This is a genomic window from Bacillus sp. HU-1818 (assembly GCF_022695965.1).
Taxonomy (GTDB): domain Bacteria; phylum Bacillota; class Bacilli; order Bacillales; family Bacillaceae; genus Bacillus; species Bacillus atrophaeus.
The window spans coordinates 73368-93154 of the sequence record NZ_JAAPBE010000001.1 but is presented as its reverse complement, the minus strand read 5'-3'; the positions used below and the strand labels follow the sequence as shown (position 1 = coordinate 93154).

The window sequence follows — 19787 nt, the reverse complement described above, 5'->3', positions numbered from 1 at the left end:
ATCATGAATATCTTCTGGATTCAGATCAGAAAGATAATTCAGAGTAGCACCGTATATCTCTTCAATTAATTCAGATTCGATTATATCTTTAACAAGACCATGATTTAGTTCTTCTTTGATTTGATCAGATAAATCATCTATTAGTAGTCTTAAATGTTCTTCTTTGAAAAATTCTTTAATTGCAACTTCCTTATGAGCTAAAAAATCATGTACAGTATTATAAGCGGTTATATTAACATTTTTACTTATATCGGGATGAATAGTATATGGCGTCTATGGAGGTTCTGGAGGACTGGATTGGTAAAAAAATGAGAGCAGACTTTAATGTCTGCTCAGCTCGCTGTTATTTCTCTAGGTTAAATCGGTCTTTGATCTTTTCCGGCAGTTTATCGGATTTAATAGCCTCAGGTTCTCCGGTATATCCGTCATAGCTCCTCGGCACACGTACAATGTCTCCTTCTTGATAAGGTTTTTCAACAAAGAAAGAGACCATCTTTTTCTTTCCTTTCTCATTATAACCTTCTAAATTGTAAACGTAATTGTTTTTATTTTCGTTTTTTTCCGCCTTTCCGTTAATTTGAACGTAATAATCGCTTTCCAGTATGGTGCCGCGATCAGCGCAACCTCCTAATATGAAAACCGATAGGCAGCCTAATATTATAATGAAAACGCTCATGTTTTTCATTCTTCATCACTCCTTACTCCTTTTATATTTCTAATTTTAATGAATACTGCATATCGAATAAATGCGGCTATCTTACACTTGACTTACTTTTTTGTAAGAATTCCCGATATAAAAATCGTTTTTCAAGTGTGCTTTTTCACAATGTGTTAATCGCTGGATTTGCTTCTCGTATTTAGGGTTTTTTAAAGAGAAGTAAAATTTCATATGATTTGGTTGCAAAAAAACCAAATGATTTGTACATGTCGATGATGAATATTCTTTAATTGAAGAGGCCTTTTCATATCTAAATGAAAGAAGAATGTTTGGAGACATTGAAAATTTTGCAATAAGGGTAGCGGATTTTTTAACCTACACATCTTATTACTCATATCGAACGTTCTTTCTGGTTTATATCGGGTAAAGAATGTTTGTTCTGTTAATGTAAGATCGATAAAGGAGTGCTTCAAATTGCTTAGAGATCGAGGGACAATCAAATGGACATCAATGATGCTTCCAGAACACTTAATGTTGATATGAAGTCGTTTTATGCTTCTGTATCAGCCGTAACTATGGGATTAAATCCAATGACATGCTACTTGGCTGTAGTAGGAAATACGGAGAGACAGGGAAGTGTAGTGTTAGCTGCATCTCCTGCACTTAAAAAAGATTTTGGGATTAAAACTGGCTCAAGATTATTTGAAATCCCAGACGATCCAAGAATACATGTTGTAAATCCACAAATGAGACTTTTCATCAGAGTCTCAACTGAAATCACTAAATTATTTTACAGGTTTGTGCCTGAGAAGTGCGTACATACGTACTCAATTGATGAATCTTTTTTAGATGGAGGAAAAGAAAATCCAGAAGAAATGGCCAAAGCTATTCAGGATAGAATGTGGAGAGAATTTGGCTTGTTCTGTACGGTAGGAATAGGAGGGAGGATGGAAAGAAATCTGAACCGGATGGGGATATCAACTGTAGGTCAGTTAGCTAAGTTTCCTTTAGAGCTACTTGAAAAGAAGTTTGGAATAATGGGGAATCAGTTGTACTACCATGCTCACGGTATTGATTTATTGGAAATCGGCGCTCCATTGATGCAGGGTCAGATTAGTTTTGGTAAGAGTCAGATTTTGCTGAGAGATTATACAAAGAGAGAAGAGATTAAAGCCGTTCTTTTGGAGATATGTGAGGAAGTCGCAAGAAGGGCCCTTACACAAAACAAAATTGGTCGAGCAATCACCCTAGGTATAGGATACTGTATTCTTAAAGCCGCTCTAATTGCAATAAAATTTAAATAGGAATAGTGTAGATGAACAAGGGGGTATGGTGAAATGAGTAAACCAGAATTATTTATCAGTTTAGTCACTGGACCAAATTGTGATATGGATTCATTTGCATTACGTTCAACACTGGAGTACTTTGGGGCAAGAGTAACAATGCATTGGATAGGAAGACCGAATGATCTCGTTGATGTTTTAACTGGTGAAGATCTTGAAAAAAAAGTTGATTATTTAATATTAAACTTCCACGGAGATGAAGGAAAGTTTTGTATGCCTGAACTTGGTGAGGAAGTTTATGAAGATAATGAGCCAAGAGGAGAATTTTTCGATGATCATGATGTTATTCGCTATACCAATTTGAATAACTTAAAAGTTATAGCTTCAGGCTGCACTTTAGGAACTGAGTCGTTAGCAAAAGCATTTCTTAAATGTGGTTGTCATTCCTACATAGCTCCTAATGATTACATAGATGGCAACCCAAATTTAATGTTTTTGATTAAATTTATGTATGAAATTATAAATAATAAAAGAAGCCAGAAAGAAGCGTTTGAAATCGCAAAATCAATTGATCAAGAAACTTCAAAGTATAATTTTTTTTATAATAAACATAGTTCCAAATAAAGAATTCGCTCCTTAGTAGAGAACAAATTCTTCTTAATTAAACTTTAGATGAGTTTTTTGAGTTTTGATGTGATACATTTCATGGAAATATGTTATAACCGGTTTTGACATATGCTGTACATAGGGTATAGCATATAAAGTGATTACACCTATGTATTTCAAAAGGAAATGCATAAAATAAAAAAACTGGGGTGCGCTAACACCCAAGCCACTGTTTGTCAAAAGCTGCCCATCAAAGGGCTTGCTCGATGTTCAATCTGCGTAGACCTAACCCTTTAAGGTTTCCAGGCTCAAGGGAGGTCTATTTTTTATTTATATACGTCAACAGGGCGATTATAAACGACCTAAAAGCAAGCATTAGCATTACTGCTTGAAATGTTGACATAAGCCTCACCTCATAGGGATGAGCAAGACTCTCTTGAGTGAGCAAACTTTATGTACAGGAATAATTATACAACAGACAAATGAACATGTCGTTACATATTTCCAAAGTGAAAAGAACTTGCTTAATGCAGGGTCTTTTTTATTTCAAATATTAAACAATTCCATTTGGTTACCGATATTTAACATGTAAACTTATTCCAAGGGGGATTTAGGAAAATGAGAAAAAGAATATTTTATGTGCTGTTTGCTTTTCTAACAGTTGTAGCTTTTACTTTCATTGATTCATCAAAAGTAAAAGCAGCAGAACCATTACCACTTTACTATCTGCAAATAACGGGCATAACATCAGATGGAAATAATTTAGTCTGGGATGACGTTTCATTTAGTCAAACCAAAGCAACAAATGTTTTAAAAGGAGACACATTATACGTTAAAGCACGTTTTATGGGCTACACAAAGTTTACTGTGATAACTGGGAAAAACGGAAAAAACCTTTTATACGATGGTACAGCTAAGATGTTCAAATCTGATGCCATCCTTGGCCAAAATAAGGTGGTAATAGGTTGGGATAAATATTTTGAGATTCCAATGGACGCACTTCAAGATAACTCTATACAGATTAAAGCATTGAGCTCAGGCACTACTTTTCTTTTCAGCCAAAAAATTGATTTTAAAAGAGAGTGAACAAGGTGATTAGCACATCTAATTACAATGTGATTAAAGATCCAAAATTTTTAGCATTTTGCAGCTTAGCAACTGAAGGGTACGGTGGAAATAGTGCTCATCAATCATCGATTAGTTTTGATGAATTTTGTGAAAAACTAGAGAAAAATGAGGTAGTTAAACCTGAGAATAAAAAAAGCACGCTTGATTTGAATAAGTCTTTAGATGACTGGAAATCAAGATTTACTGCAGGAGGCAATGTCTCAGCATTGGATTCTCAGGTATTAGATATTATCAAAAAAGCTTACAACTTAGGTATGGTTAATAAAGATAATATGTTGTTGCGAAACGAAGCTATTAATGCTTATAAAAATTCAATTTAAAATATTAAAACCCCTTATCCAGAAACGGAAAGGGGTTTTATTTGAGCTGACCTATGATCAGTGGTTATTCTAAAATCACAAAGTCTTGCACTTTTGATGTCTCTTCAGGTAAATTAAATTCATTAAGTTTCTTTTTAGTACGAATATCAAAAATCCCCATGTAGCCTCCAATACCTTTTTTGTTTTCCTCTTGCGAAACAATATAAAGTTTTTGATCTTTAAATTTTGCACTCATATACGGGAATTTTAAATCGAATTTTTCAAAAGAAAAATCTTTGTCATACTCAAGTAAACAGGCGTTATCAGATTTATTTAAATACGTAACGTAAAATTTGCCGCTTTTTTTATCATAATGTACAGTGTCTGCTTGTTCGAGATCATCAGGGTATTTTATGAATTTTGATTTCCATGATCCTTTTTCAATTACAGTTAGTTCATGGTCTGAGCTTGCTACAATATATTTTTCAGATTGATCAAATAAATCTGCATAGGAGGCTAATCCAAGTGTTTTAATAATCTCTTCTGTTTTTCTATCAATGACGTAAATAGACATCCCTTGAATGACGTAAATATATTTATCGTCGCTTGCTCCCGTGGTTACTAGGGAGGGTAAAGTTAAGCTGTATGTTTTATTAAACTTTTTATCACTAACTTTCAACTCATTCCCATTAGTGTCGACATTATAGGCTTTTACAGAAACATTCTCTCCTTGATACCAAAAAGCGAATGGATTGGATAATTTATGTTGCTTAATTGTGTTGTTATTTAATGTGTAATAATACGGTTCATGTTCAGCAAGTAAGACAATATCGTCTGAAGAATGGGATTTTTTCTGTATGTAGGGTATATCTGGTACTTTAAAATGTCGCTTGTTGAATTTTTCTCCGTGTGACGTGGATATTAGTACACTTTTCTTGATGAAAGGATTTGAATAGATAAAGAAGATTTTATCCTCGGTTGGGTCAATTTTAGATGCACTTACAGAGTGTTCACCTTTATTAATAAAGAAAATGTTGATTAACAATATTGCTACGATACCAATTAGAATTCCCGAAACTCCATATAAAATATAAGACTTTTTCATACAACGCTCCTATCTTTTATATAAAATAAAAAGACACTTGCAAAAAAATATCAGACTAACAGTTTTTGATGAACGATCAATATCTGCAGGTGTGACTATTGCACCTCTGTTACTGTCTAAGTCAGTTCCTATTGTATTTTTGTATGATTACCACACAAGTTTAGAATAATAATATTTACTTGTACTTGTTTTGGTTGCAGAAACTGAATAAGGCTTACCTTTTTTTACTACCAGCATATCTCTGAGCCTTTACCATGTCATAGATGTCGACATTCTTAATGTATACAAAAATTAACAATATTTCAATAGATTGTTAAGGTTGGTTTGAGGTTTAAGGCTATTACCAACAATTATATCGAACAGTTGTTCTGAATTATATCGAGTGAGGAACATTCGTTCTGTTAATATTAGATCGATAAAGGAGTGATTTAAATTGCATAGAGGTCGGTCCAGATATATTGGCAATACAGGAAGCACCTACCCGCCCACAAGAGATGGCACTCTTCAAGAAATAACTCTCACATAATGGAGAACCAATTTATAAATTTGTCATTAGTGATTCAGGACTTCAACAAAAGTTAGGCTATACTTTATAAACCTAATGCTAAAATTAGCTCCGCATTCTGACATTACAGGTTTAATTGATGAATGGTTGGCAGATGTAGATAGAGATGAGCAGCTAGAGGCGTATCAGTTTACTTGTTTACCGCTCGTCGTAATTTGTGAAATCGGCGGAAATCCCTTACAACTCATCTATTCTTGGTGATTTTAATGATGGACCCGGCATGGATTATTTTGAAAGAAATTACTTAACTCTTAATATAGTTGATGTATTAGTAGGGTGTTACAGGAGAAACTAACAAGCACATTCTTCTAGACCATATACTATTTTTCCTCGGGTTTTCACCAACAAGTGGACTCAGGAGAGTTGTTGGTACAGGGGCCATACATCATACCATACCGAATATGATAAAAACACTATAAATAATGGGACTTATCGTGAAATCGACCAAGTGACCACAGGCCAGTAAGTATACTTCTTCAATATTAGATCGAGAGTTAAGCGTGGCTATAGATTTAAATATTAAAACGAAAAAAAATACCCTCCTCAATTCAGAGAAGGGTATATAATCAATTAGCTGTTGCTTCAGGATCCGCCGAAGGCGATCCGGAAGCTTACAGATGTATGTTATCGGGCATTCACATAGGATATTTTTAGTAAATAGAAGATATTCATGCCAACAACTTCTCATAACAATCAGAAGAGCCTGGCTATATTGAGGCAGCAGGCTCTTTTCACATTGGACATTATTTTTTTGTATAACGCACCCAGTCGTAATGAGCGTATAGCGGTGTTACACCATTGTAGGAACCGAGCCATTCATCGACACCCGTACCATTCCACAAGTTCATCATGATCTTTCCTGATGTTGTCGGAATTTGGCTTGTCGCAGTATGTTTTAATTGCCCATCGACATACCATTTAATAGAGTTTGGCTGCCAATCGAACGCATACGTATGATAGGCGTTGGCAGCATCAAATCCGAGATCCACGAGTTTCTCATGGTTTCCTACACCATTTGTATAATAGTTAAATTGAACCTTTGTTGTGTCTTTTCCTAAAAATTCGATATCAATCTCATCCCAAGGAGTTCCATCCGTTGGACCTGTGTAAGTGAAGAACGATGAAACGATTCCTGGGTTTTTAGCTGGTTTCATCCTGACTTCATAAAGCCCATAGCCATATGTTTGAACAGAGCGGTTTTCCCCGCAGTCAAACTTGTTATAAGATGGGCTTGTTAGCGCCAAACGCATTTCACCTATTGACGTCATTGATACGTTATTTGCACGCCAAGTGCAGTTGAACATATTTCCATTCGAATAACCATTTGCTTTTTGCCATAATCCGGAGTTATAGCTGTTAAAAGGGTCAAAAAACGATGCACCTGTTTGAGCCGAGGCAGTAGAAGTGACTGCAGACAAACTCATAAACAACCCAGTGACAAGAAGCAACAATACTTGTTTCATACGATAAGACATGTTGCATCCCCCTTTCTTTGGAAGCGTTTTCTTTTTCGATCATACATGATTCTTTTAAAAGGGAACATCGGTCAAAATATTGATAATAACGAATTTTTTTACTAGAATTCTGTAAGTACGAAGTATCTCAGTTACTCTGTTTAATATTGAAGATGACTCTAAACAGCAAATAAGCCTATTTGAAAGAAGAAAGCTCGGGTTTGTGATGGATGGGATAAGAAATAAGTACGGCTCAAACGCGATATTAAGAGCGTATTCCCCCTTATAAAAACACTTAAACATTATACTTAAGGGAGCATGATTAAATGATAAACATTTGAACCAAAGTCCAAATGAAGCAATTCAATACTTCAAAAACAAGCTCAGCATAAAATAGGCTATACATAACTTTAATCAATTTTGAATTACTTAGGGACAATAATAGTGAATTTGCAGAACGACTATATGACTTTATAAGGCAGATCTTATCTAGGATCAGAGTATTAAAAGAAGGCTAAGTGGTGGATCAGCCAGTTAATTTTGATGAAGCAATTGTGCGATTTTATAATGGAGAAGAACTAGCTATTGTACATAAAACAACGGACAAGAGATCAACGTAAATGTAACAATTGAAAAAGCTGCCCGGTGGGTTTAAAGGTTTGATCAGTTAGAAGCTTATTTTAAGAAAGAGTCAGCAACTTATGAAGATAGAGTTATTAAATCTAAATAACCTGGTATGTTGTGATATGTTCATATATTAAGAAAGAAAGCGTGCCGGCAGCTGAATCCAGAGCGCTTATTTTTGATACTGAATTTCAAATAAAACAACAATTTTAATCACCAGTAGAACTAAAAGAAAATGAAGACGAATTTGATTTGCTTGATGTTCATTGCTATATGATTTCTTTGCTTTATCTTGATTGCATATATCAATTAAAAAAACGATGTTTAAAAATGCCACGATGCATTTTTCCTTAAATAATTTTAGTCTAAAGTTTTGTTCTTTTTAACTAAACATGGCACTATAATTGAACTATAGGGTCATAGCAAAAACAGAAAGATTATAAAGGAGGATTTTTGTGTTTCAAACCTTAGACCATTTTTTTAAATCTTGGGAGTTCGAATCCGATGCTACACAGAAACTACTAAATAGTCTAACTGATGAATCACTTAAACAAGAAATAACTTCACAAAATTGGACTTTAGGCCGTATTGCTTGGCATACTGTTGCTGCCATTCACATTATTACCTCAAACACAGACTTAACCTTTCAAGCCCCAACTGAAGATTATCCTGTGCCTACTTCGGCTCAGTTTATAGCTGACAGCTATCATCAAGCAAGTAATGCATTTGTACAGGCATTAAAAACTCAATGGACTGATCATTCACTTCAAGAACGTATCAACTTTATTGGTCAACAATTGCCAAATGGTTCACTTTTGATGTTTTTGATTCAACATCAAAATCACCATAGAGGGCAAATGACTGTTCTAATGAGACAAGCCGGATTAATTGTTCAGAGTATTTATGGTCCAGCAAAAGAGGAATGGACAAAACTTGGTTTGGAACCCCCGCAAATGTAAGCAAACATTTTTATAAAGAAGTTAGCCTATTACAATATATAAAAGCATGTTTTGATCAATCTGATTTCAAAACATGTTTTTTCCTTTTTTTAATTATTAATGATATTAACATCAATTTGATTAATTTATATTCAAAACCTACACACAGCAGTTTCGATTAGAAATCTCTTTGTATAATTAGGAAACAGTGCAGAGGGGTTGCCATGAATATCTTAAATTTTAAATTTGATAATTCTTTCTTTGAATTACATGCAGCGTTTACTACTAACGTGAACTATCAAACTAATTATGATATTCAGATGGATATGTTCATGATGAGTAAAGAGATACTCAAAATAGCCTGGTTATACAAGTTTTTTAATCCAGGTTACATACTTTATAGATAAAGATCGGAATCAAGTTTGTTCTTATCGCTTTGAAGAAACAAATTAATTTTAAAGCATTTGGGAAACGCAGCAAGGTTTCTTTGTCAAGAGGGAGTGTATGAATGTTTGGAATTGCAAATACATGATAGATATGCATGAGGTTCACATCTTCTTTGAAGCTTACATTATGAAAGGGGTTATAAACATGCAAGTTTTAAGGATCATATTTGTTCATGTTTTGTCTGCGTTATCAGCTGCTGTTGTTTATGTTTTTGGCATTGATTATGATGGCTACATTCCATACTTCTTAATAAGTGTTATTCTCTTTATCTTTTATTTAATCTTTGCGGCACCTGTTCAATATTTCTTAAATTGCAAACCAAAAAGGTTTAACCTGATATATTTAGTCATATACATATTCTTTTCCTTTGCAGTATGGTTTATCTTCGCTGTATTAACCGATCCTGATAGTAACTTAGGTCTTCTATTAGGCTATGAGATTTACCTATTTAGTATCTCATTTGCTCTAATCTTTTGGATCTGGGACTCAGTTCTTCTGCAAAACAAGGTAAAGGCAGCAGCTAAGTAGCTTAAGTAATCAGAATCCCTATCCCGTCTTATTAGTAGCTCACGTAGGAACTGCGTTTTTTTTATTAAATATAAGGGATTCGCACATCAATAATTATTCCGTCTTCCGAGCCTCAATCACCTTGTCCTGTTCCATCAGCATTGATAAAGATTCCCTCTTAGCCAATGCACGGTATAAGACTGCATGCATTCCATTCCGAATGGTGACATTCATTTTCAATTACGTACGGCAGTTCCAATTGACTTGCCAGTTGTTCAATGAAACGGGATCAAGATCAACCACACCAATGGCATCAGGATTTAAAAGGGCTAATAAGCAAGCTTTTCTGGAGGTCCGGTCATTGCTGATTTTGGGGGATGTATAAAAAGTTCAATCTGTCCCAAATAGTTTACCCATGCATTAACCACCTTTCTTTTTGTTCTTATTACCAACTTATTCGAGTTTATTAATTGGAATTTTGATCAAACAATGAATTGAAAGGTAACCACCGTTACCCCAAGACAATCTATACAAACATTACCCCCTTGACCCCACAATTTTAATCAATAGGCGTTTGCCGCCTCCCAATTTTATATAGGTAAATACCATGAACTAATCAAGGAAATACCAATGCTAGTCAACTTTTAATGGCCCAGGAGGAAAAAAACTTATGGAACTACATGAGTGTATTCATGAAATTTTTAGCGGGTTGAAGAATCCATTGGTTAAAGATTTGGCAACTTCTTTAAAACAAATTCCAAACGCATCAAAATTGAGTCAACCTTATATTAAGGAACCAGGCCAATACGCATACGGCCGAAATGTAATCTATAGAAACGATGAATTGGAAATTATCGTTATAAACATTCCGCCAAACAAGGAGACAACAGTCCACGATCATGGTCAATCCATTGGTTGCGCAATGGTGTTAGAAGGAGAACTTCTCAATTCTATTTATCGCTCAAACAACGATCATGTAGAACTCTCCTCTTCTTACTTTGTTCGCGAGGGAGAGTGCCTTGTTTCAAGTAAAGGTTTAATTCACAAAATGTCCAATCCTACCTCCGAAAGAGTGGTGTCTCTTCATGTCTACTCACCTCCTTTGGAAGACATGACTGTCTTTGAGGAACAAAGTGGTGTCTTGCGAAACTGTACATGAGATACAGGTAAACTACTTTATCCCGAAAGGAGTAAATCTGAATGTGAAGGTTGTAGTTTTCCGTGAAATTAAAGGGAGAATCCAAACTGACGCCCTTACTGACAGCCTTCTTACCTGAGCCTACGTACTTAGTTGAAAATAATTACAAAATAGTATTTTTTAAACAAATATAAAACATCTTATTGTATACTAAACCAGTAGTTATATTATTGGAAAGGGGTAATAGAATGAAGGCAAAAGTAGATTCATGGAAGAAGACGGCTGTTTCATTACTTATTTTCACCATGTTTTTCACCCTGATGATGAACAATACGGTTTTTGCAGCGGGACTGAACAAGGATCAAAAGCGTCGAGCGGAGCAGCTGACCAGTATCTTTGAAAACGGCATGACTGAAATTCAATATGGATATGTGGAACATTTGCCTGATGGAAGAGGTTATACTTGCGGTCGGGCCGGCTTTACAACCGCTACCGGGGATGCATTGGAAGTAGTGGAAGTGTACACAAAGGCAGTACCGAATAACAAACTGAAAAAGTACCTGCCTGAATTGCGTCGCCTGGCAAAAGAAGAAAGCGATGATATAAGCAATCTCAAGGGATTTGATTCTGCCTGGCGCTCGCTTGGAAACGATAAGGACTTCCGCGCTGCTCAAGACACTGTAAACGACCGTTTGTATTATCAACCTGCCATGAAACAGTCAGATAATATCGGACTGAAAACGGCACTTGCAAAAGCTGTAATGTACGATACAATTATCCAACATGGCGGTGGTGACGACCCAGACTCCTTGAGTTCTTTGATCAAACGCACAAACAAAAAAGCAGGTGGTTCACCTAAAAATGGAGTAGATGAAAAGAAATGGTTAAATAAATTTTTGGATGTGCGCTATGACGACCTGATGAATCCATCAGATCCTGATACCCGTGATGAATGGAGAGAGTCAGTTGCCCGTGTGGATGTGCTTCGCTCTATCGCCAAGGCGAACAACTACAATCTAAACGGACCGATTAATGTTTATTCAGAAGAGTATGGTGATTTCGTAATTAAGTAAGAAGCGATAAGTTGTGTCGGAGGGGGATGATTAACCCTCGCATTAGCTAACTGGTAGAGTAGAGAACCGAAACATTTGGGTGACCGTTTGGTCGCCTTTTGTCATCGCGAAGCACTTTTCATAATAGCCCAGTCCCATTTCATGAATGAGTCTACTAGATTTTACAGCCGGCATCTATGCTTAAGCGGAGAGAACAGTTCAATATGAGTTTTAATCACTATATACATTGGATATCATTATTAAGTAATGTTATTTCCTATTGTAAAAACTGATTATGTCAAAAGCACTTGAAAAAGAAACTGTTGTGGGATATCGTTCTTTATAGATGGTTTGAAAAGGAATGATTTTCCGAGCTCAATCCAATCTAGAATTGTAAAACTTAGTGGCAGCTTTTGGCTCATCGTTCACTTGTGTTTATGGCGAAATATTTGTCCGAATACTCAGATAAATTCAGCCCTTTTGTTTTTGAAAAAATCAATCATGAAAAATTGCATTTGTTTTAATTAGATTTCCGGGGACGATTTTTAATTTTTAAACTGAACGAACTGGGTTCAGGATATACATTTTTTCTAAAGAACAAATTAAAGCAATAAAGTATGTACTAAACCTAAATACATATCGCTTAGCTAACTTTAATCTTCTAAGACAAGCAAGAGGAATTCGCAACAAGACTATATACTCTTTACAAATAAGATCCATTTTTATACATTAGAGCTCTCACGAAAGTTACTTGATAAATCAGCCGATAAATTTTTATGATGTAATTGTCCGTTTTTATAATGGCCATGATTTAGATGTAATACATAAGACAACGGGAAAAACGATTTACTATTAATGTAAAGATGAAGAAGCTGCCAGATGGATTTGCGTTCAGACAATGGATATGTGGTCTTGGAGTAAGGTTGTTTAATATATTCTTAAGATTCTATATTTTCAGCTGAGTTTACATCCATTTTATGTAAAAATAATTAAAGTAACATATTTTTACAAAGGAGAATGAATAATGGGCGTAATCGCGAATACTTGTAGAAGTACAAAAGTTCCAGCATTAAAATCCAAAGCAGAGGCCATTGCAGTAAGAAATCAAGAAGCGTTGGCTGAGGTTTATCTTGGGACAAATGAATTTGACAGAGCGGGCGAACACTATTTTGCTGGAGATAAGAAAAAAGCTATAGCTGCGATTAAAGAGGGGTTTAAAAAGTTAAGGAATGCTAAAAGTCTACTAGTTGAAGTTCAACATAGAGAACTAGAAATGCATCCTCATAACACAAAGAAACTTGAGACCGAATATGAAGAATTAATGTACGATGAAAAAGAGCTGGAAGAAGTCTTTAGGGCAAGAGTTCGCGGAATACAAAGAGTCATTCAATGCATTGATCATTTGATGTATCTGAATGCAGAAGAAAAAGCAATTGAAGCATTAGAAAACAATAATTTTAATATGCTGTATAATTCAGTTTCAAATCCAGCAAGAGAGTTAATTACAGTTGCTCTTCAACATAATATGACGGTAATTCAACAATCAAAATACACACATGAAACATCAGATGTAATTAAAACATTGTTCCCAGAGGCAACAAAAATCATAGCTAATTAAAAATTTATTAGAGACTATCTTATTGGATAGTCTCTATTCTTGAACCGGAGGCATGCTTTGAAAAACTTGTGGGTATTCAAAGGTGATTTCTTCAAATTGTGGTCGGGCACTTTTCTTTCCATATTAAGTTCTACGCTTTTCTATTATTCGTTGATTTGGTGGTCATTAAATGAAACAGAAAGCGCTCTGAGCGGCAGTTTAATTATTGGGCTTGGGATGAGTATATCAATTGTATTGTCTCCATTTACCGGATGGTTAGCAGACAGATTTCACAGGGGAAGATTGATTGCTTATTCTGATGTCATCATTTCGATTTTATTTTTCACGATAGGACTCTTAGCTATTTTTAATTTTACATCTATACTGTTATTGATTATTACACGTGCTTTTATTTCTATTTGTTTGACTGCAATTGAACCGGCATCACGATCACTTATCTCTGATACAGTGGAAAAAGATTTAATTGAAAAAGGAATTGCATTTCAAGAAATTCTGAATCAAATCACGCAAGTGGCAGTTCCAATACTTACTGGTGTTTTATTTACCTTCCTGCCCTTTGGTTATGTATGGTTAATATGCGGCGGTTTAACGTTTGTTTCTATATTCTTAGAATTTTTGATAAAGGATAAGCGCGGAAATCAAAAACAAGTATCCTTTAATAAGAAACAACTATTCAGTGGTTTTACTAATCTCTTTAAGAACAGGCCGTTAAGAAATCTTTTATACGGTACAAGTATACAACAGCTATTATTCAGCGGTTTTCCAATTTATATAGCAATTTGGACTTCGATATTGATTAAAGACAAGGAATGGATAGGCGGCATTTTTCAATCTATCTGGGGAATAGGGACGCTCGTAGCGGCAATTACTCTTTCCTTTTTAGCAAAACAAGATCACCTAAAGATTGTCGCTCCAGTATTGATGATTATTTTTGGCTTATTGTTATCTCCTCTAGGGTGGATTAGCAATGTGTACTTAGGTTTAACACTACTTGTCTTAACTGGAGCAATCAGTGGTATTGTGAATATTTACCTTGAAGGGTATTTACAAAGGGTAACTGAAGGACGTGATAGGGGAAGGTCTCTTGGCGCATTTTTTGCTGTGAATAGTTCATTAATGCCGTTAGGGTATGCTTTAGCTGGGATAATTTCAGAAATGGTAGATGTAAAGCTCTTATTTTTAATTGTAGCACTCCCTACACCTTTAGTTTCCTTTTTCATATTTAGATCTGTTCAAATGTGGGAAGGAAAGATTAAAAAACCATATGGGACAGAAAAAGCAACTCCTATGTAATTATACCTGCTGATTACATACACTATACAATACATGTTGTCAGCAATATCTGTTTATAATTCGAAAAGCGTTTTAAGCTTTCCCCTTCATATGCATCATGAACCAGCAGGGAAAGATTAGCATTAAATAAGACCTGAAAACAATATGGATAATCTCAATTTGTGCTATTAATGTATTAATTGGAAGGCATATACTGCTATCAGGTTTCAAAAAGTTTGAGCAGCTAGATGCATATTCTAAAAAAGAAGAAAATCTTGTTTCTAATATGGCTTCTCTAGTAGCAACTCCAGAAGGCAGAGTTAATGAAGTCCGAACGACCTGGCATGATGTTATCTTTTATGCCCATGTATTGACAGAGAAAGCGTGCCGGAATCTGAAGCCAGGTACGCTTTTTTGTGTCCAAAAGATTCAGGAATGGCGGTAGCAGCAGTCATGGCAGTCGCGGATACAGTTTATACTAGTTTGATGGCCTCTATCTTACAAAAACATACCAAACGATGTTGGTATGTTTTTTGTTTTATAAATATTTCATGTCCCTAGAGTACCGATGACGAGGCACCAAGTGCATGTTGCAAGAAATGATTAATTTTTTAAACAAAAAAGCAGACAACAAATGAATGTCTGCTTTCTTCTTTTACTCCCGCATAAGGACCTAAAGCTCTTTTAACATTACTTTTTCTCCATTAAAATCCAGTTCTCCATTATATGTAAAACCAAATTTCTGATAGAGGCGCAAAGCATGGGTATTGTTCTCAAAAATGCTTAAGTAAATCCTTTTGCATTTATATAATTCAGCAAGGTGCTGAATGAGAGCTTGAAGCATTATGCTTCCCAGTCCTTGCCCTTGAAAGCGTTCATCGATGAAAAATCGATCAAGCCACACTCTTCCTTCTTCATTCTCTTCATCATACTCAGGAAACCAGCCGTACATTGCAAAGCCAACTAATTTCCCTTCATAATAAAGTCCGACTGGCTGATAGTAATGACATTCATCAGCTTCCTTTAAGCACTGCTCTGTTGATTCGATATATGATGTCTGACTTTCGTTGACATGAAGAGCCAGTATTGCAGCACGATTATCTTTTGTAACTGCTTTTATCTCGATACTCATACGAAATACTCCTTTTTACTTATTTATATAAGAAAGAAATAATCTGAGTGGTTTAGAATCTTTCATCTTAACCGATATTGATTTTATCTATCCTTTTCATTGTTAATCAACCTTCTTTCAGGTACTATGAACATCATAAGGTATATGGTTACCGTATAGTCAAGGGGGTTTTTATGAGCGAAGATATCAAGAAATATTTCACAACAGGTGAGTTTGCGAAACTTTGCCACGTAAAAAAACAAACCCTGTTTCATTATGACGAGATTGGCCTGCTTTCTCCCGAAATAAAAAAAGAGAATGGATACAGGTATTATTCCTATAATCAATTTGAGCTTTTTCAAGTGATTGGTTTGTTTAAAGAGGTGGGTGTTCCGTTAAAAAGAATAAAACAGCTGTTAAAAGGCAAAACACCAGAGGATATCGTTGCACTCTTAAAAGAAAAGTCTTTCGAAATTGAGAGCAAAATTAAAAAGTTTAAACATTTGCAAACGATTATACAGACGAAAGTGAAGTTAACGGAACAAGCACTGGAAACAGATTTTTCCTCAGTTTCTTTTCAGTATTTAGAAGAAGAAAAATTCATGATAAGCCGAAATACATTAAACTTACCGGAACGAAAATACATTGCGGCAATTTCAGAACTTATCCGCTATGTTCAATTATATGAATTAGATGAGGGGTATCCGGTGGGCGGAATATTTGCGCGAGAACAAATTCTTAAAAAAGATTTCTATAATTACAGTCACTTTTATATAAAAGTACAAGAAGGAATAGAGAAGATAAATTATCATGTAAGGCCAAAAGGTCTGTACGCTGTCGGATACCAAAAAGGTGATGAAGCCGAAGATGCCTACCGCAGAATCATTCAATGTATTGAAAAAAATAGAATGCGGATGGGTGAATATGCATATGAGGAATACATGCTTGATGAGGTGATGGTCGATGGATTTGAAAATCAAATCACAAAAATCCTCTTTCAAGTAAAAGAGGGCAGCGGATAACAGAATAAAGTAGGAGTTATGCACTTACAACAGGTGATTGTGTTTTTTGGATGGAGTTAAACGAACGTGGCACCAATATCATGTTTGTTAAGCTATCCATACCTAATAGTTAAGAGAACAGATTTATTTTCGCGTTTCGCTTTTTAAATCATTCTTTCTCCCAGCTGAAATTTGGATCTGAAAGCTTTACAGATTATTAAAAAAGCTCATAATATAAAGAAGATATAGGTTGATTTACTTAAAATATGATAAAGCATTTATTTGTGCTTTAGATATGTAAGAATATTTTGACAAGGGGTGTACATATGAAGTTAGACGAGTTTGCGATTGGGCAGGTATTTCATACAAAATCTTTTAAATTAACCAAAGAGAATATAATGGGATTTGCCGAAGAGTTTGACCCTCAATACATGCATTTGGATGAAGAGAAAGCGAATAAAGGTAGATTTAATGGAATTATCGCATCTGGAATACATACTATAGCAATTTCTTTTAAGCTCTGGATTGAAGAAGGTTTTTATGGTGACGATATTATTGCTGGAACAGAAATGAATAATTTTAAATTCATAAAACCCGTGTATCCAGATGATGAACTGCATACGATTGTTGAGGTTCTTGATAAACAGCCAAGGAAAATTGAAACGGGGATACTCACTGTATTGTTATCTACTTATAATCATAAAGAAGAACAAGTATTTGAAGGTGAGTTATCAGTATTAATTAAGCAATGAAGATAATAATGTAACACTAAAGGATACTTTACTTATAGAGCTAGCTGCCAATTTGGCAGCCAGTCTTTATTTAATTATAAAAGGTAATGCCAGTTTGAATTTTAAAGAAGGCACCCAAGCTTAATTTTTCAGTGGGCATACCTATAGATTCCTCTCTAACAATATTTCGATTTGTTCTTCCATAACATGAGGTGGATAAGGCATTTCATTCTTAAACCACCACTCCGCTACTTGTGCGTAAGCCGCTCCAAAAAACTAAAGAATAACATCTTCAATTAAACTGCAATTTTTTCCTTCTGTTGTTATATTGCATTCATTCTTAATATCTTCGATAACAAATTCAAGGAACCGTCTAAGAAAGAAAGGGGCTTCTACTGAATCATTTATGAAGATATGTAAGATGAATTAGCCAGATACAAATTCCTTATATAACAGAAGGAGGATGATAAATGAAATACGGTGATGTTTACTATTATAAATGAAAGTTTCGGACTTTCTCTTATTAACGAACGGGGATGTTTAGTAAAATAAGAAAGGTTTGGCATAAAAAAGAACACTAACTCGAGTACATAGTGCTCTTTTAATGCTTGCAACCGATGAATAAAAGTGGTGTGTTTTCTTATTTCCAGGCTGATAAATATTTCTTTTGATATTTGCTATCTTCTTCGGACTCAATCAATTCCACTGCTATTTTCTTAATGTGCTCATCCTTGACTTCATCGTATAATTTTCTCAAACCTACAATCATATCGTAGCGAATCAAGGTATAATGTTTTTCATTCATTCCATTTTTGAAGCGATCAATAATATGAGTGAGCACCATTTCTCTTTGTTCTGGTCCAGCTAACCCTACCTTCCAAATTGACTGTAAACTATGCCGAGCAGTTACAAATTTCGAATCCTTGGTCACTTCCCATAATGCTGGAAAGTCGCGAAGCATCCGTTTATCGGGATCACTGATTGCTAAACCAGCAAGAAACTGTGCAGCTCTCGCTCTCCTATGATTATCGGGATCGGTTAGCCATTCTAATAATTGATCCCAAACTTCATAAGCCCAGTCTGCTTTTCCTTTTGTGGCATTAATAATATTCTGAAAGGCCTCAACTTGGAGGCTTTTATCCTTTGCTTCTAGATTTTTAAAATAAGTTTTAATTATACTGTCCATTGGATCACCTTAAAATGATTAGTTGTTTTGATTATATCCTTTTCATTAGGGATCTCCCAAGAAATATTATAATCAAACTTTTTGTAGAGCTTTACATAATGGATATGTTCAATAGTCATTGTGCTTAATGGGATTCGATTAGCTCAGGCGAATTGTTTTTAGGTGAGTTAACCAGTGAAGACACCTGGTATGCTTCCATGTCATCAGCATCATAGGGAAGAAGCAAGCTTTGAAGATAAGCAGCACCAGTATTCTGAGGATTCAACCATGCTTTCTGATTGTCGTGAGGGAGAATAACCGGCATCCGATCATGAATGTCTTCCATTAATTCGTTAGGTTTAGTTGTTATGATTGTGCAACTGTATATAGGATGGCCTTGTGGTGAATTCCACTTTTCATACAAACCTGCGAAGGCAAAAAGATTGGTTGATTTAAGCTTAATGCGCATGGGGATTTTAGTCTTTGAATCAAGACGTTTCCATTCGTAAAAGCTATCGGCCGGTATGATGCAACGGTTGCTAATGAGCGGTTTTCGAAAGCTTGGTTTCTCAGAGAGAGTTTCAGCACGAGCATTAATCATCTTATAACCGATTTTCTCATCTTTTGCCCAAGGAGGAATTAGACCCCAACGAAGCTTTCCAAGACGGTTACTGGAACCGTCATTGATAATTGTAAGTATGTTTTGTGAAGGAGCGACATTGTAACTCGGATTATATTCGTCTTTAAGCAAGAAATGATCTATATCAAATTGTTCGAGTATATCATCAAACTCAGAGAATAAAGTGAACCTGCCACACATGTTCATCATCCTTTAGTGTTTTTGAATATTGTACAGGGTAGAAACATGAAAATCAAAAGAGGAGGGATGTGATGCCGCAAGCAGCGATTCAACTTAAAGAAATCGAGGTGTTGATAAGCGGAAGTCGCATTATTTGGATACCATCCACATTCACACCAAAAGAGTACCTATTTTAGATAAAAAAATCTCCTTCTAAGTTTGTGTTAAGAAGGAGATCTCCGTATTACTCATCGAAAGGATCTTTAATATCTCTAGCTATTTAAGA

Annotated in this window: 18 protein-coding genes and 4 pseudogenes; 15 read left to right on the top strand and 7 right to left on the bottom strand. The window is 35.2% G+C overall.

The genetic code is table 11. From position 1 onward, the window contains the following. Positions 1 to 343: 343 nt before the first annotated feature. Positions 344 to 685 carry a YxeA family protein gene (locus GXP75_RS00500; protein ID WP_242555935.1) on the bottom strand — a complete coding sequence of 114 codons (342 nt, stop codon included), beginning with the start codon at positions 683 to 685 and terminating at the stop codon, positions 344 to 346. A gap of 473 nt (positions 686 to 1158) precedes the next feature. On the opposite strand from GXP75_RS00500, the pseudogene GXP75_RS00495 reads away from it, so the two are divergent. Further along, positions 1159 to 1920, top strand: a pseudogene (locus tag GXP75_RS00495) (Y-family DNA polymerase); the annotation flags it as partial. Positions 1921 to 1995: 75 nt separating this feature from the next. Beyond that, a complete protein-coding gene (locus GXP75_RS00490; protein WP_242555934.1) occupies positions 1996 to 2565 on the top strand; it encodes a delta-aminolevulinic acid dehydratase in 570 nt (189 codons plus the stop codon). Between the two features lie 301 nt (positions 2566 to 2866). Here GXP75_RS00490 and GXP75_RS00485 read toward each other — a convergent pair whose 3' ends face one another. Beyond that, entirely contained in the window at positions 2867 to 2950 is an 84-nt protein-coding gene (locus tag GXP75_RS00485; protein WP_214915307.1) for a putative holin-like toxin, read from the bottom strand. A gap of 215 nt (positions 2951 to 3165) precedes the next feature. On the opposite strand from GXP75_RS00485, the gene GXP75_RS00480 reads away from it, so the two are divergent. Further along, positions 3166 to 3633, top strand: coding sequence for a DUF4879 domain-containing protein (locus GXP75_RS00480; protein WP_214914286.1), 468 nt, complete (start codon positions 3166 to 3168; stop codon positions 3631 to 3633). Between the two features lie 5 nt (positions 3634 to 3638). Beyond that, positions 3639 to 3995, top strand: coding sequence for a hypothetical protein (locus GXP75_RS00475; RefSeq protein WP_106045048.1), 357 nt, complete (start codon positions 3639 to 3641; stop codon positions 3993 to 3995). Between the two features lie 64 nt (positions 3996 to 4059). Here GXP75_RS00475 and GXP75_RS00470 read toward each other — a convergent pair whose 3' ends face one another. Further along, positions 4060 to 5079, bottom strand: coding sequence for a hypothetical protein (locus GXP75_RS00470; RefSeq protein ID WP_242555933.1), 1020 nt, complete (start codon positions 5077 to 5079; stop codon positions 4060 to 4062). A gap of 1308 nt (positions 5080 to 6387) precedes the next feature. Beyond that, positions 6388 to 7119 carry a beta-glucanase gene (bglS, locus tag GXP75_RS00465; protein WP_242555932.1) on the bottom strand — a complete coding sequence of 244 codons (732 nt, stop codon included), beginning with the start codon at positions 7117 to 7119 and terminating at the stop codon, positions 6388 to 6390. Between the two features lie 115 nt (positions 7120 to 7234). Between bglS and GXP75_RS00460 the strand changes: the two are divergent. The 9 genes and pseudogenes from GXP75_RS00460 to GXP75_RS00420 form a co-directional block, all read left to right on the top strand. Then, positions 7235 to 7387 (top strand): annotated as a pseudogene (locus GXP75_RS00460) (hypothetical protein); the annotation flags it as partial. A 48-nt stretch (positions 7388 to 7435) separates the two neighbouring features. Next, positions 7436 to 7769: pseudogene (locus GXP75_RS00455) on the top strand (hypothetical protein). A 408-nt stretch (positions 7770 to 8177) separates the two neighbouring features. Further along, on the top strand, positions 8178 to 8681 hold the full coding sequence (locus tag GXP75_RS00450) for a DinB family protein (RefSeq protein WP_242555931.1): 504 nt from the start codon (positions 8178 to 8180) through the stop codon (positions 8679 to 8681). A gap of 570 nt (positions 8682 to 9251) precedes the next feature. Continuing rightward, entirely contained in the window at positions 9252 to 9635 is a 384-nt protein-coding gene (locus GXP75_RS00445) for a UPF0715 family protein (RefSeq protein ID WP_313897116.1), read from the top strand. A gap of 649 nt (positions 9636 to 10284) precedes the next feature. Next, positions 10285 to 10773, top strand: coding sequence for a cysteine dioxygenase (locus GXP75_RS00440; protein WP_242555929.1), 489 nt, complete (start codon positions 10285 to 10287; stop codon positions 10771 to 10773). A gap of 227 nt (positions 10774 to 11000) precedes the next feature. Beyond that, positions 11001 to 11825, top strand: a complete 825-nt coding sequence (gene csn / locus GXP75_RS00435; protein ID WP_106045054.1) for a chitosanase — start codon at positions 11001 to 11003, stop codon at positions 11823 to 11825. Positions 11826 to 12381: 556 nt separating this feature from the next. Continuing rightward, positions 12382 to 12735, top strand: a pseudogene (locus GXP75_RS00430) (hypothetical protein). A 93-nt stretch (positions 12736 to 12828) separates the two neighbouring features. Continuing rightward, a complete protein-coding gene (locus tag GXP75_RS00425; RefSeq protein WP_223254926.1) occupies positions 12829 to 13422 on the top strand; it encodes a hypothetical protein in 594 nt (197 codons plus the stop codon). A 57-nt stretch (positions 13423 to 13479) separates the two neighbouring features. Further along, a complete protein-coding gene (locus GXP75_RS00420) occupies positions 13480 to 14715 on the top strand; it encodes an MFS transporter (RefSeq protein ID WP_242555928.1) in 1236 nt (411 codons plus the stop codon). Positions 14716 to 15367: 652 nt separating this feature from the next. Here the strand turns inward: GXP75_RS00420 and bltD are convergent. Beyond that, positions 15368 to 15826, bottom strand: a complete 459-nt coding sequence (gene bltD / locus GXP75_RS00415; protein ID WP_242555927.1) for a spermine/spermidine acetyltransferase — start codon at positions 15824 to 15826, stop codon at positions 15368 to 15370. A gap of 173 nt (positions 15827 to 15999) precedes the next feature. On the opposite strand from bltD, the gene GXP75_RS00410 reads away from it, so the two are divergent. Both GXP75_RS00410 and GXP75_RS00405 read left to right on the top strand, forming a co-directional pair. Next, positions 16000 to 16827 carry a MerR family transcriptional regulator gene (locus GXP75_RS00410; RefSeq protein ID WP_242556270.1) on the top strand — a complete coding sequence of 276 codons (828 nt, stop codon included), beginning with the start codon at positions 16000 to 16002 and terminating at the stop codon, positions 16825 to 16827. Between the two features lie 305 nt (positions 16828 to 17132). Next, positions 17133 to 17558, top strand: a complete 426-nt coding sequence (locus GXP75_RS00405; RefSeq protein ID WP_061570451.1) for a MaoC family dehydratase — start codon at positions 17133 to 17135, stop codon at positions 17556 to 17558. Between the two features lie 619 nt (positions 17559 to 18177). On the opposite strand, the gene GXP75_RS00400 is transcribed toward GXP75_RS00405, so the two are convergent. Beyond that, positions 18178 to 18723: a hypothetical protein gene (locus GXP75_RS00400; RefSeq protein WP_242555926.1), complete on the bottom strand. Its 546-nt coding sequence runs from the start codon at positions 18721 to 18723 to the stop codon at positions 18178 to 18180. Between the two features lie 124 nt (positions 18724 to 18847). Further along, positions 18848 to 19522 (bottom strand): SOS response-associated peptidase, encoded by a 675-nt coding sequence (locus GXP75_RS00395; RefSeq protein ID WP_061570449.1) that lies wholly within the window; start codon positions 19520 to 19522, stop codon positions 18848 to 18850. Positions 19523 to 19787 lie beyond the last annotated feature (265 nt).

Coding starts and splice junctions, on each gene's coding strand:
- GXP75_RS00500 (WP_242555935.1), bottom strand. CDS start 685: ATGAAAAACATGAGCGTTTTCATTATAATATTAGGCTGCCTATCGGTT.
- GXP75_RS00490 (WP_242555934.1), top strand. CDS start 1,996: ATGAGTAAACCAGAATTATTTATCAGTTTAGTCACTGGACCAAATTGT.
- GXP75_RS00485 (WP_214915307.1), bottom strand. CDS start 2,950: ATGTCAACATTTCAAGCAGTAATGCTAATGCTTGCTTTTAGGTCGTTT.
- GXP75_RS00480 (WP_214914286.1), top strand. CDS start 3,166: ATGAGAAAAAGAATATTTTATGTGCTGTTTGCTTTTCTAACAGTTGTA.
- GXP75_RS00470 (WP_242555933.1), bottom strand. CDS start 5,079: ATGAAAAAGTCTTATATTTTATATGGAGTTTCGGGAATTCTAATTGGT.
- bglS (WP_242555932.1), bottom strand. CDS start 7,119: ATGTCTTATCGTATGAAACAAGTATTGTTGCTTCTTGTCACTGGGTTG.
- GXP75_RS00445 (WP_313897116.1), top strand. CDS start 9,252: ATGCAAGTTTTAAGGATCATATTTGTTCATGTTTTGTCTGCGTTATCA.
- GXP75_RS00440 (WP_242555929.1), top strand. CDS start 10,285: ATGGAACTACATGAGTGTATTCATGAAATTTTTAGCGGGTTGAAGAAT.
- csn (WP_106045054.1), top strand. CDS start 11,001: ATGAAGGCAAAAGTAGATTCATGGAAGAAGACGGCTGTTTCATTACTT.
- GXP75_RS00425 (WP_223254926.1), top strand. CDS start 12,829: ATGGGCGTAATCGCGAATACTTGTAGAAGTACAAAAGTTCCAGCATTA.
- bltD (WP_242555927.1), bottom strand. CDS start 15,826: ATGAGTATCGAGATAAAAGCAGTTACAAAAGATAATCGTGCTGCAATA.
- GXP75_RS00410 (WP_242556270.1), top strand. CDS start 16,000: ATGAGCGAAGATATCAAGAAATATTTCACAACAGGTGAGTTTGCGAAA.
- GXP75_RS00405 (WP_061570451.1), top strand. CDS start 17,133: ATGAAGTTAGACGAGTTTGCGATTGGGCAGGTATTTCATACAAAATCT.
- GXP75_RS00400 (WP_242555926.1), bottom strand. CDS start 18,723: ATGGACAGTATAATTAAAACTTATTTTAAAAATCTAGAAGCAAAGGAT.
- GXP75_RS00395 (WP_061570449.1), bottom strand. CDS start 19,522: ATGTGTGGCAGGTTCACTTTATTCTCTGAGTTTGATGATATACTCGAA.